8 protein-coding genes are annotated in these 11,851 nt (G+C 67.0%); all 8 read right to left on the bottom strand.

The window, feature by feature from the left end; genetic code table 11:
• Window positions 1-217 precede the first annotated feature (217 nt).
• On the bottom strand, window positions 218-844 hold the full coding sequence (locus J5M73_RS29720; protein WP_102863313.1) for a glutathione S-transferase: 627 nt from the start codon (window positions 842-844) through the stop codon (window positions 218-220).
• A complete protein-coding gene (locus J5M73_RS29715; protein WP_102863314.1) occupies window positions 841-4,482 on the bottom strand; it encodes an AAA family ATPase in 3,642 nt (1,213 codons plus the stop codon). The genes J5M73_RS29720 and J5M73_RS29715 overlap by 4 nt, the downstream gene beginning before the upstream one ends.
• Entirely contained in the window at window positions 4,479-5,723 is a 1,245-nt protein-coding gene (locus J5M73_RS29710; RefSeq protein WP_102863315.1) for an exonuclease SbcCD subunit D C-terminal domain-containing protein, read from the bottom strand. The genes J5M73_RS29715 and J5M73_RS29710 overlap by 4 nt, the downstream gene beginning before the upstream one ends.
• Window positions 5,724-5,977: 254 nt before the next feature.
• Window positions 5,978-7,612: a BatD family protein gene (locus J5M73_RS29705; RefSeq protein WP_102863316.1), complete on the bottom strand. Its 1,635-nt coding sequence runs from the start codon at window positions 7,610-7,612 to the stop codon at window positions 5,978-5,980.
• The gene (locus J5M73_RS29700) at window positions 7,609-9,351 is read right to left on the bottom strand and encodes a VWA domain-containing protein (protein ID WP_102863317.1); all 1,743 of its coding nucleotides are present in this window, start codon (window positions 9,349-9,351) and stop codon (window positions 7,609-7,611) included. The genes J5M73_RS29705 and J5M73_RS29700 overlap by 4 nt, the downstream gene beginning before the upstream one ends.
• On the bottom strand, window positions 9,348-10,424 hold the full coding sequence (locus J5M73_RS29695) for a VWA domain-containing protein (RefSeq protein ID WP_102863318.1): 1,077 nt from the start codon (window positions 10,422-10,424) through the stop codon (window positions 9,348-9,350). Before J5M73_RS29695 ends, J5M73_RS29700 begins: the two co-directional genes overlap by 4 nt.
• The gene (locus tag J5M73_RS29690) at window positions 10,417-10,911 is read right to left on the bottom strand and encodes a DUF4381 domain-containing protein (protein WP_102863319.1); all 495 of its coding nucleotides are present in this window, start codon (window positions 10,909-10,911) and stop codon (window positions 10,417-10,419) included. The genes J5M73_RS29695 and J5M73_RS29690 overlap by 8 nt, the downstream gene beginning before the upstream one ends.
• Window positions 10,908-11,849 (bottom strand): DUF58 domain-containing protein, encoded by a 942-nt coding sequence (locus tag J5M73_RS29685; RefSeq protein ID WP_102863320.1) that lies wholly within the window; start codon window positions 11,847-11,849, stop codon window positions 10,908-10,910. Before J5M73_RS29685 ends, J5M73_RS29690 begins: the two co-directional genes overlap by 4 nt.
• Window positions 11,850-11,851 lie beyond the last annotated feature (2 nt).

Genomic DNA, 11,851 nt, shown 5'->3' with positions numbered 1-11,851 from the left:
CCGCAGGAACGGATATGTACCCAAACCCGCTGTAAGAGCGGAACCGTAAGCGGCCGCACCCGCAAGAACGGATATGTACCCAAACTCGCTGTAAGAGCGAAACCGCCAGCGGCCGCACCCGCAGGAATGGATATGTACCCAACCCCGCTGTAAAAGCGGAACCATAAGCCGCCGCACCCGCAGCCCCGGATATGTACCCAACCCCACAACAAAAAACTCACGCCAAAGTCTTGGCCATGACCCCCACAAACAACTCCGATTCAAGAACCCCCTGCAACCACTCCTGCAACGCACGATAAGGCGTCTGCGCAAACCACTCCCGGTCCACATGAGCAAACTGGCGAACAAACGGCAGCAGGGCCATGTCCGCCAAGCTCGGATGCGCCGCCAGCAGATAGCGTCGCTCCTGCAGCAGGCGCTCCAACTGCGCCAGAAACACCTCGCCCTGGGCCCGGTAATGCTCCATGGGCGCTTCTGGATAACGCTCGGCGTACTTGTAGCGATTGAGGTGCACCTTGAACACCTGATCATTCTCGGCAATCAAGGCCGCCATCTGTGTCTGGGCCTCGGGGGCGCCGATGAGCCGCCAGTTGTCCGGATCATGCTGCTCCAGCGCCCAGTGCATGATCTCCAGGCTCTCATCGATCACCCTCCCATCCACCGCCAGCACCGGCACCGTGCCCTTGGGCGACAGCGCGAGCATCTCGGGTGGTTTGGCCTTGAGGCTGACCTCGACGATCCGCACCGGCACCTGGGCATAGCGCAGCGCCAGGCGCGCACGCATGGCATAGGGGCAGCGGCGGAACGAGTAGAGGGTCGCCTCGGGCATAGGCCGCGTGCTCATTTCACCTCCAGGGTGCTCAGGCCGTTGCCCTGGCGGCTGACCTGGATCTGCACCGGAATCCGTTCGTGCATTTCCTGGACGTGGGAAATCACCGCCACTTTGCGTCCCTGGGCCTGCAGGCCGTCGAGGGCGTCCATGGCCAGTTGCAGGGACTCGGGGTCGAGGCTGCCAAAACCTTCGTCGATAAACAGCGATTCGATCTTCAGGGTGCTGGAGGCCATGGACGCCAGACCCAGGGCCAGGGCCAGGGACACCAGGAAGGTTTCGCCGCCGGACAGCGAGTGCACCGAGCGCAGTTCGTCGCCCATCTCGGTGTCCAGCACCAGCAGGCCGAGCATGCTGCCGCCGCGCTTGAGGCGGTAGCGCCGCACCAGCTGGCGCAACTGGGCGTTGGCGTGGTGCACCAGCAGGTCGAGGTTGTAGGCCTGGGCGATCTTGCGGAAGGTGTCGCCGGTGGCCGAGCCGATCAGGGCATTCAGGCGGGCCCAGCGCTGCCATTGCTGGTAGGCCTCGTTGATGCGCTGGCTCAGGGCCTGGTTGGCTTCCTGGCGGCGCTGGTCCTCGCTTTGCCGGGCGCGCAGTTCCGCCACCTGCTGTTCGCTGGCGAGGGCTTGTTGCTGCAGCTCTTCAAGGGCCTGGGCCAGTTGCCCGGCCTCCAGGTTGCCGTTGTGCTGGGCCTGGTGCTGTTGCAGGCGTTGCTGGCGCTCCTGGAGCAGGACCTTGGCTTGTTCGATGGCTTTGTCGTTGGCCTGCAGGCGCTGGCGCAGTTGCTGGATCTGGTCCTCATCCAGTTCCAGCAATTGTTGCAGCCCGGCGTCATCCAGTTCCGGGTGCTGGGCGCGCCATTGCTCGATGCTGCCGGCCAGTTGCTGCTGTTCGCTGTCCAGGGCTTGCAGGCGCTCTTGCCGGGCCTTGAGTTCGGCGCTCAGTTGGATCAGTTGCTGCTGCAGCTCGTGCTGCTCGTGCTGGGCCTTGGCCTGGGCGCTGCGGGCCTGTTCCACGGCTTGATCGAGCTGCTGCTGCCAGAGCTCGGCGCTAGGGTGCGACCCCAGCAGGGCGGCCAGCCGGTCCTGGCAGGCCTGCTGCTGTTGGCTCAGGGCGTCGAGCTGCTGCTGAGCGTCGCTCAGTTGCTGCTGGCGGGTCAGTTGGCGGTCCTGTTCCTTGTCCAGCAGCAGTTGGCGCTGCTGTTGTTCTTCGGTTTCGTCCTGGCGCTCGCGCAGCTGTTCGATGCGCTGCAGGACCTGCTGGTCCAGTTGCATGAAGGTGCTGGCCGGGTCACGGCGCAGGCCTTCGAGCACCTCGGCCGGCAGCAGGTTGTTGAAGCTGGCCAGTTCTTCCTCCAGACGCTGCTGGTCGGCGGCCAATTGCTCCTGCTGCTTGTGCAGGTGCTGGGCCGCCTGCTGGCTGGCGTCTTGTGCTTGCTGCAACTGCTGCTGGAGCCGCGTGGCGTCCTTTTGCAGGGTCAGCAAGGCATCCAGGCGGCTCTCATCCTGGGTGATGCTCTGTTGCAACTGTTCCAGTTGCTGGCGCAGCCAGGCATCGCGTCGCGCCGGGTCCTGGTCCAGCAGGCTGGCACTCTGCGGGTGGGCTTGCAGGCTCGGGGCCAGTGCCTGTTGCTGGCTGGCCAGTTGTTCCTGTTGCTGGAGGAATTCTTTCTGCTGGGCGATCAGGCCCTGGACCTGGGCCCGCAGTTCGTTGAGCTGTTCCTTGAGCCTGTCCACCGCCTGACGGGCGTTGGCTTCTTCGCTCTCGTCATGGCGCCCCAGGCTGTGCAGCAGGGCTTCGGGCTGGTGATAGGGGTGCTCGACGCTGCCGCACACCGGGCAGGGCTGATCGTCCTGCAACTGCTCGCGCAGTTCCTCGACACTGGCACTGCGGGCCAGGCGCTGGCGCTCCAGCAGGGCCTGGGTGACGCTCAGGGTCTGCTCGGCGACGCTCAGTTCGGCCTTGGCTTGCAGACCGGCCTGGTTCAGTGCTTCACGCTGGGCGGCCACGGCTTGTTGCTTGTCTTGCAGGGCCCGGCCGCGCTGGTCCAGTTCCTGTTGCTGGGCCCAGAGCCGTGCCAGCTCTTCGGTGGCCCGTTGTTGCTTGCGGTTGTCCTTGAGCAGGCCGTCCAGCAATTGGATCTGCTCGGCCACGGCCTGGGGTTCGGCACCGGCTTCGCTGTAGAGCAATTCAAGGTGGGAACGTTGTTCGGCCAGTTGCTGAGCCGCGGTGCTGGCCCGCTGTTCCAGGGCTGGCAGTTCGCTCTGGCCCTGATTCAGACGGTTGCCGATCAGCATCAGTTGCTGCAGGCGTTCGCGGTAGAGCGTCCAGGCTTCGCTCAAGGGGGCGAGGGCGGCGCTGTGCGCCAACTGCCCGGCGATCCGCTCCAGGCGCTCACCCACCAGACGCTGCTTCTCCAGCAGTTGGGCAATGCTTTGCTGGCCTTGGGCACTGGCGCTTTGTGCGCGGTCACGGGTTTCGCCGGCGTCGCTCAGGCTCTGGCCAAGACGGCTCAGGTTGCCCTGTTCGGCAAAGGCTTCGCGCAGCAGCGGGACGCTGTCGCTGTGCTGGCTCTGGGCCTGGGTCAGGGCGCTATCGGCGTCGAGCACGTGCTGTTGCAGCTGTTGGTGACGTTGTTGCAGCTCAACCTGTTGCGCGGCCTGCTGCTCGATCTGTTGGCGCAGGGGCTCCAGGGCTTGGCGCAGCTCGATCTGGCGCAGGAATTGGTGACGCTGCGGCGCCAGTTGCTCCAGCCGTTGCAGGCGCAGGCGCTGCGGAGCCAGGGTCTGAGCCTCCTGCTCGGCCTGTTGCAACTGCTCGCTGGCGTCCTGCTGTGCCTCCTGCCATTGGCGCAATTCCTTGAGCCAGCTGTGCTGGGCTTCCAGCTGCTTGAGCTGGGCCTGCTGGGTCTTGAGCTGCTGTTGGGCGTCGTTGAACTGCTGATCCAGTTCGGCCCGGGCCTCGGGGTCCAGGGGGACGATGCCGCTGGCCTGGGCCTGGAGCGCCTTGTGGGCCTCGTCGGCTTCTTTGCTCTTGCTGTAGGCCCGGCGCCCCAGCTGGCTGTAGATCGCGGTGTTGGTGAGCTTTTCCAGCAGCTCGCTGCGTTCCTTGTCGTCGGCCTTGAGAAAGGCGCTGAACTCGCTCTGGGCCAGCATCACGGCGCGGGTGAATTGCTCGAAGTTGAGGCCCAGCTTGGATTCGATCAGCTGTTCGTAGTCGCGCTTGCTACTGGCCAGCAATTGATTGCTGTCCAGGTCGGTGAGGCTCTGCCGGCTGGCTTGCAGCTTGCCGTTGGCCTTGTCGCGGGCGCGGTTGGCTTCCCAGCGGGCGCGGTAGCGGCGCCGGTCGATGCCGACAAAGTCCACTTCGGCGAACCCGCTGCCGGTGCCACGGCGCAGTAGGGTGCGTGGGTCGCCGGTGGAGATATCGCTGTCGACCTCGGGAACCTTGTTTTCCTTGGCGATCTTGTTCAGCCGCGGCACCGCGCCGAACAACGCCAGGCACAGGGCGTCCAGCAGGGTGCTTTTGCCGGCACCGGTGGGCCCGGTAATGGCGAACAGGCCGGCGCTGGCCAGGGGCTCGGCGGTGAAATCGATCTCGAACGGGCCGGCCAGGGAGGCCAGGTTCTTCAGGCGGATGGCCAGGATCTTCATGGCTGTTCACCTTCTTGCTGAACGTCCTGCAACAGCAGGGCGAAATCCTTGAGGGTGGCGTCGTCCACTTCATTGGCGTAGGCGTCGCGCCAGGCCCGGCGGAACAGTTCTTCGGGGCTCAGTTGATCCAGTTCGATCAGCTCGGCGCCGCTGTCTTCAGCGTCGCGGCCGCCGTTACCGGCGTATTCGGCGGCAATCCGTACCAGACGCACGGCCTTGCCTTGCAGGGCGCTTTCCACTTGCTGGCGCAGGTCCGGTTGCGGTTCGTCCAGGCGCACCCGCACTTCCAGCCAGGGCTGGCGCTGTTCTTCGGCCAACAGGTCGATGTCCGGCAGCTCGCCGAGCTGGCTCAGGATCTCCCCCAGGGGCGCCGGGCCCAGGCGTTGCAGGTTGACCGCCCGGGGAATCAGCCGCGGTTCGACGCTGACCAGGGTCTGGCCGTCCAGGCGCACATCGAGGATCTGGTGCGGGTAGTCGATTTCGGAAAACGATAGGGGAATCGGCGAGCCGCTGTAGCGGATGCGCTCCTCGCCATTGACCTTCTGCGGCTTGTGCAGGTGCCCCAGGGCCACGTAGCTGACGTCCGCGCCGAACAGGCTGGCGGGCAGCGCCTCGGCATTGCCGATGATCAGGCTGCGCTCGGAATCTTCGGACACCGAGCCACCGGCCATGTGCGCATGGCTCACGGCGATCAGGGCCTGGCCCGGCTGGCGCTTGGCATTGGCCGCGGCGATCAGCCATTCATGGACCTGGGCGATGCCCTTGAGGTAGTCGTCTCCCAGCTGCGGGCCGGTGACTTCCGCCGGACGCAGGAAGGGCAGGGCCAGGCACCAGCCGACAATTGCGCCGCTGGCGTCGGGCAGGGGCAGCAGCAGGCGCTCGGCGTCGAGCTGGCCGTCATCCAGCCACAGCACCCGGCCCAGGGCGTGGGTGCGCAGGCGGCGCATCAAGGGGGCGGGCAGTTCGATACGCGAACCGGAATCGTGGTTGCCGGCGATCATCACGATGGTCAGGGCCGGCTGCTGTTCGTGGGCGCTGACGATGAAGTCGTAGAGGCGTTCCTGGGCTTTGACCGGCGGGTTGACGGTATCGAAGATATCGCCGGCGATCAGCAGCACGTCCGGTTGCTCGTGCTTGAGCTGGCGCAACAGCCACTCCAGAAAGCAGGCATGTTCGAAGTCGCGCTCCTGGCCGTGGAGGTTCTGGCCCAGGTGCCAGTCGGAGGTGTGAAACAGACGCAAGGCAAACTCCGCATGAAAAAGGCTGGCCGCACAGAAGATGACCGCGGCGAAAGGGTCGAGAGTTTACTGGCAAACGCGTGTTTATGCCCGACGCTGCGGCAAATGCAGGCGCGATTGGCCCAGCGGCTTGGCTCCAGGGAGTTGGCTGTAGGAGCGGGCTTGCCAGCGAAAGGGCCCGCCCAGGCGCTGCATGACTTACCGGCCTCGTCGCCGGCAAGCCGGCTCCTACGCCGCAGGGGGCTGCACGGCTGCTGTTATTTGGGGTACAGCGGCGGCAGGCTGGTGGTGTCCGCCACTGGGGTTTGCACTCGCTCGTTGATGGGGATGGCGCGGATCGCTCGCCAGAGTTCCTCACCTTGCCAATATTGGCCGGTCTCGCTGTAGAGGGCGCCGTTGAGGCCATCCAGGGCATCGGACAGGGGGATGAAACGCGCGGCCATGTCGGCCAGGGTTTCCGGTTGCTGGCGCGCCCAGGCGTCCAGGGCCTGGCGGGTGGCCTGGGGGTCGTTGGCCTGGCAGGCGCGCTTGAGGTCGTCCAGCAGCGAGCGTGGGCTGGGGCCGGTCTGGGCCGCCCGCAGCACCGCCGGTTGCGATCGCGCACGCCACCACAGGCCAAAGCCCAGCAGGGTGGTGCAGGCCAGCAGCAGGGTGCTCAGTTGCCACAGCCACAGGTTGCCGCTGTCGACGCTGATCGGCGCGTTGCCCGCCGGGGTGTCCACCACCAGGCTGGGGTTGTTCGCCACTTGCAGGGTTCGCGCCGGCAGGCTGGTCTGTTCCAGGCGATCTTCCAAGGTGTTCCACCAAGTGATCTCCAGGGCCGGCAGTTCGAGGTCGCCGGTGCGGGTCGGCACCAGGGCCTGGCGCTCTTCGCGAATCCCCAGCAGGCCGTGCTCGATGTGCTGGTTGCTCAGTTGCGGCTGGTCCGGGTAGCTGCGCAGGCCATTGATCTCGGCCTGGGGCAGTGGGGGCAGTTGGGCGCTGGACAAGCCCTCGGCACTCAGGGTCAGGCTGCGAGTCAGGGAATCGCCGACCTGCGGGTGATCGGGTTCCGGGCTCCAGCTTTCACTCAGGCTCAGGCTGCGGGCCGGCAGCCAGGGGACATCGGCGGGGTAGGCGGCAGGCTTGGCCAGCACCTGCAGGCTCAGTTCGGCGGAGCTGACGTGGATCAGCTTGCCGGGCTTGGGGGTCTGGGACGCCGGCTCCTGACCGGTGCTCGGGTTGGCCGGGGTGGCGGTGAAGGTCAGCGCCGGGATCAGCAGTTCGCCGCTGCGCTGGGGATAGACGGCGTAGCGCATCTCGATCACGCCATGGCGCACGCCATTGATGAGTTTTTCGTAGGTGCGCGGCTCTCCCAGTTGCTCGATCCGGGCATCGCTCAGTTGCAACGGGCTCAGGCTGCTGTCGTCGAACAGCGGCACGGAATGGTAGATGTGCAGGGTCAGCAGGGCCTGGGCCTGGACATAGACCTTGGGCTGATCGAGTTCGGCGTGGATGAACACCGGTTCCAGGCGGCTGTCCTGATCCTGCACCGGGCTGGCGTTGACTTGCAGGGTCAGGGCCTGGCTCTGCAGGTTGCCCAGTTGCAGCGGGGCGATTTCCAGGGTGCCGGTGTGGCGCGGCAGCAAGGTGACGATCCAGCGGGTGCTGGCGTGGCTGTCGCCAAGGCTGTTGAGCTGGTTGACCTGGCGCGTACCGCGCACTTCGAACTGGCTGTCCAGGGACGTCAGGTCGGGCTTGCCGAACTGGGTGACGTCGGTGGACTCCAGGGTCAGCTCGACAGTCTCGCCGGAGTTCACCTGGTTGCGGTCCAGGCTGGCGAGCAGCCCGGCAGCCTGGGACGCCGAGGTCCAGAGCGCGAGGGCGAGCAGAAGGGCGGTGCAGCGGGTCATCGAAGTTTTCCCTGATCCTGATGTTGTTGCTGTTCGTACCAGAATTTACGCCTCAGCAGTTCTCCCGGGTCGTCCGGGATCTTGCGCAGCCATTGCTCCAGTGCCTGCTGGTGTTCGGCGTCCAGGCTGTCCTGGGCCGGACGCAGGGGCGTGGTGGTGTGCTGGTCGTCCAGCTCACTGCCGGGCACCTCACTGTAGCCGTTGCGCTGCGGGTCGGGCGCTGTGGCCTGGCCCTCGTTGGCCGCAGGCTGCCCGGGGTTGTCCGGGGGTTCGCTGGCGGTGGCCGGCTGGGTGGCCGTCGCGCTGGGTCCGGGGGTGTTGCTGTCGTCGCTGTCGGGGTTTTCCGGCTGCTGCGGCGGTGTTGGCGGGGTGGCTTGCTGCTGTTGCAACAGGCTTTCCACCAGGGCCTTGTTGTGTAGCGCCGGCTGCAGCTCGGGCTGTTGTTCCAGGGCCTGTTCGTAGGCGTCGATGGCGGCTTCCAGCTCACCACTGCGCGCCAGGGCATTGCCGCGATTGTAGTGGGCGCGGGCGTCGTTGCCTTCGGCAAAGCGCTCGGCGGCGGCATTGTAGTTGCCGGCCTCGTACAAGGCCACGCCTTGCCATTGCGGGTCCTGGAAGTGTCGTGCAGCCTCGGCCGGGCGCTGCTGTTGCAGCAGGCGCTGGCCTTGCTGGTCGGGGCGCAGCCACAGGTCGTTGAAGTCGAAGGCGTAGCTGGGTTGCGGCGCGGCCAGTAGCAGCAGCGGCAGGCAGAACAGCCAGCCCCGGCGTCCGGCGCAGGCCGCCAGCAGCAACAGGGGCAGCAACAGCCAATAGCCCTGGTCGGCCCAGGTGTCCAGGCGCAGGGTCTGGCCGTCGCTGCGCACGCCTTGCGGCCCGCCCGTCAGACCCAGGCCCTTGAGGTCGCTGTCGTCCAGGCGCGCCTGACGGTAGCGGCCACCCACTTCGCCAATGAACTGCTTGAGGTCCGGGCTGTCCAGGCGCGATACCAGGATCGCCCCCAGGTCGTCCTTGAGGTAGCTGCCGTCTTCCAGGGCCACCGGGGCACCGTCGCGGCTGCCGAGGCCGAGCATCAGCAATTGCGGTGTTCCGCCGTCAAGCGCCTGGCGGATGCCCTGGCGTTCCTGTTCGCTGAGGGAGGAGGCCATCAGCAACACCCGGCCCTGGCCCAGGGCGCCCTGGTCCAGCAGCTTGAGGGCCTTGAGCAGGGCCAGGTCGGCGCGCTGCCCGGCCTGGGGCATGATCGATGGCTTGAGGGCGTCCAGCAGGTTGCGGCTGGTGGCCAGATCATCGGACAGCGGCACCAGGGTGTGGGCGCTGCCGGCGTAGACGACGATCGCGGTCTGGGCGTCGCTGCGCAATTGCAGCAGGTCCAGCAGTTTGTGCCGGGCCTGTTCCAGGCGGTTGGGCGGCACGTCGCTGGCGAGCATTTGCGGGGTCAGCTCCAGCAGCACCACCAGCGGGTCGGCGGGTTTCTGGCTGGTCTGTTCCACCCGCTGCCAGCTCGGGCCCAGCAGGGCCAGCACCGCCAGCAGCCAGGCCAGGCCCAGGGCCACCCAGGGCAGTTTGCTTTCGCGGCCGTTGCCGCCGCTGAGCAGGGCGGCGTGAAAGGCCGGTGGCAGGATCATCTGCCAGCGTCCGGCGCGCTTCTGCCGGTGCCAGAGCTTCCACAGCAGCAGCGCCAGCAGTGGCAGCACCAGCAACCATCCGGGTCGGAACCAGTGGGGCCAGAGACTGATCATCGACGCCTCCGCAAGCGCAGGCGCTTGAGCCGCTGGCGCCAGTCATGGGCCGGCAGCAGGAAGTTCGACTCGCTGAAGAAGCGCTGCAGCGGGTTGTGCGGCCAGCGCTCGCGCAGCACCAGCAGCACGCTGAGCAGCAGCGCCGTGGCCAGGGGCCAGTGGTACAGGGCCTGGGCCGGGCGGGCCTGGGTCGGCTGCTGGGCCACCGGCTCCAGTTGGTCGAGGGTGTCCTTGATGGCTTGCAGCTCCTGACCGTCACGGGCACGGAAGTAGCGCCCGCCGGTGACTTCGGCCAGTTCCTTGAGGGCCGGCTCGTCCAGGTCCAGGCTCGGGTTGAGCCCCAGCAGGCCGAGGGTCGCGCCCTGGTCCGGGTCGGCCCCGATGCCGATGGGATAGATTCTCACCCCTTCCTCGGCGGCCAGGCGTGCAGCGGTAATGGGCGGGATTTCGCCGCCGTTATTGGCGCCGTCGGTGACCAGGATCAGCACCCGGCTCTGCGCCGGGCGCTGGCGCAGACGTTTGAGGGCCAGGCCGATAGCGTCGCCAATGGCGGTGTTCTTGCCGGCGATGCCGATCTTCGCTTCATCCAGCCAGATCCGCACCGTGCGCCGGTCGAAGGTCAGGGGCGCCTGCAGATAGGCCTTGCTGCCGAACAGGATCAGGCCGACCCGGTCGCCCTCGCGGTGTTCGAGAAAGTCCCCCAGCAGGTGCTTGACCAGGCTCAGGCGGCTGACGTCTTCGTCCTGCCATTGCATGTCGGGAAAGTCCATGGAACCGGAGACGTCCACCGCCACCAGCAGATCGCGGCCGCTGGCGGCCACCGGCAGCGGTTCCCCCAGCCATTGCGGGCGTGCCGCGGCCAACAGCAGCAGGACCCAGAGCAGGATGAAGCGGGCCTGCTGGCGCCAGGCCGGCAGGTGGGCCCGGGCCCGGCGCTTGGACAGGCCTTCCAGGTCACTGAGGAAACTCACTTTCAGCGCCGGCTCGCCGCTGTCGGCCACCGGCAGCACCAGGCGCAGCAGCCAGGGCAGCGGCAGCAGGGCGAAGATCCACGGCCAGGCGAACTCAAACATGCTTGCGAATCCAGGTGTCCACCGCCTGGGTCAGGCCGGCGATGGCTTTGTCGTCGAGCTTGCACTCGGGTTTGTAGGCGCCTTCCACCAGCACCATCCAGCGGGTCAGACCGGCGGCCGGACAGCGGTTGTCGAGAAACGCCAGCCACTTGCGGCCATTGAGGGTGTGGCTCTGGCTGTAGGGATAGTGGTTGCGGCACAGACGCTTGAGCAGGGCGTTGAGGGCCTGCAGCCAGGCGCCGGCCGGGGCGCCATCATAGGGCTTGGGCAGCAGCGCCAGTTCCGCCAGGGCGGCCAGGCGCACCGGGTCCAGGGGCTGTTCGCTGCGCGCGCGCGCAGCTTTGCGTGGCCACAGATGACGCCAACGCCAGGCCGCGAAGCCGAGCACCGGCAGTAGCAACGCCAGCAGCCACCAGCCTGGTGCTGGCGGCCACAGGCCGATTGCGGGCGGCGGCAGCAGCGGTTGCAGTTGTTCCAGGCTGCTCATCGGCCGGCTCCCGGGCGCTGCGGATTGAGGTACTCGCGCAACTGCTCGACCATTTCGCTCTGGGTGCTCAGGGGCATCAGCAGCACCCGCAGTTTTTGCGCCAGGCGTTCCCAGCGGGCGATGCGCGCTTCACTCTGGGCCCGGTAGGCCTGGCGCAGTTCGTAGTTCAGGGTGTCCAGTTCCAACTGCGCGCCGCGCTCGGCAAAGCGCAACAGCCCGGCGGCGGGCAGGGCATGGTCCAGGGGGTCGGACAGCGGCATCAGCAGCAGGTCGCAGTGCCGCGACAGCAGGCTCAGCTGTTGCTCGGCGGCGTCGCTCAAGGCGCGCTCGTCGCAGATCACGATCACCAGGCTGCCGGGGCGCAGCACTTCACGGCCGCGCAGCAGCGCGGTGCCCAGGGCATCACGCTGGGGCTGGGCTTCGCTGTGCAGCGACTGGTTGACCCGCACCAGGCGGTTGAGCAATTGCAACAGGCTTTGCTTGCTGCGTCGCGGTTTGATCTCGTAGTGCTCGTCGTCGCCGTAGACCAGGCCGCCGACCCGGTCGTTATGACCCAGGGCGGCCCAGCCGATCAGGCTCGCGGCCTGGGCGGCGAGCACCGACTTGAACATCAGCCCGGAGCCGAAGAACAGCTGGCGGCTTTGCTCGACCATGATGAAGATCGGCCGCTCGCGCTCCTCGTGGAACAGCTTGGTGTGGGGTTCCTGGGTACGGGCGGTGACCCGCCAGTCGATGGTGCGCACGTCGTCTCCGGCCTGATAGACCCGCACCTGATCGAAGTCCACACCGCGTCCGCGCAGCTTGGAGTGATGCAAGCCGATCAGCGGGCTGCGCTGGCTGGGGGTGGAGAACAGCTGCACCTCGCGCACGCGGTGGCGCATCTCGATCAGCTCGCCGAGGGTGATGCGAATGCCGGGTTCGGCGATGGCTTGAGTCATGG

The organism is Pseudomonas sp. 50_B (assembly GCF_017491625.1).
GTDB classification, from domain to species: domain Bacteria; phylum Pseudomonadota; class Gammaproteobacteria; order Pseudomonadales; family Pseudomonadaceae; genus Aquipseudomonas; species Aquipseudomonas danubii.
Note: the sequence above shows the minus strand (reverse complement) of the source record. Positions and strands in the feature narration are given on the sequence as shown.

Coding starts and splice junctions, on each gene's coding strand:
- J5M73_RS29695 (WP_102863318.1), bottom strand. CDS start 10,424: ATGTTTGAGTTCGCCTGGCCGTGGATCTTCGCCCTGCTGCCGCTGCCC.
- J5M73_RS29690 (WP_102863319.1), bottom strand. CDS start 10,911: ATGAGCAGCCTGGAACAACTGCAACCGCTGCTGCCGCCGCCCGCAATC.
- J5M73_RS29715 (WP_102863314.1), bottom strand. CDS start 4,482: ATGAAGATCCTGGCCATCCGCCTGAAGAACCTGGCCTCCCTGGCCGGC.
- J5M73_RS29705 (WP_102863316.1), bottom strand. CDS start 7,612: ATGACCCGCTGCACCGCCCTTCTGCTCGCCCTCGCGCTCTGGACCTCG.
- J5M73_RS29700 (WP_102863317.1), bottom strand. CDS start 9,351: ATGATCAGTCTCTGGCCCCACTGGTTCCGACCCGGATGGTTGCTGGTG.
- J5M73_RS29720 (WP_102863313.1), bottom strand. CDS start 844: ATGAGCACGCGGCCTATGCCCGAGGCGACCCTCTACTCGTTCCGCCGC.
- J5M73_RS29685 (WP_102863320.1), bottom strand. CDS start 11,849: ATGACTCAAGCCATCGCCGAACCCGGCATTCGCATCACCCTCGGCGAG.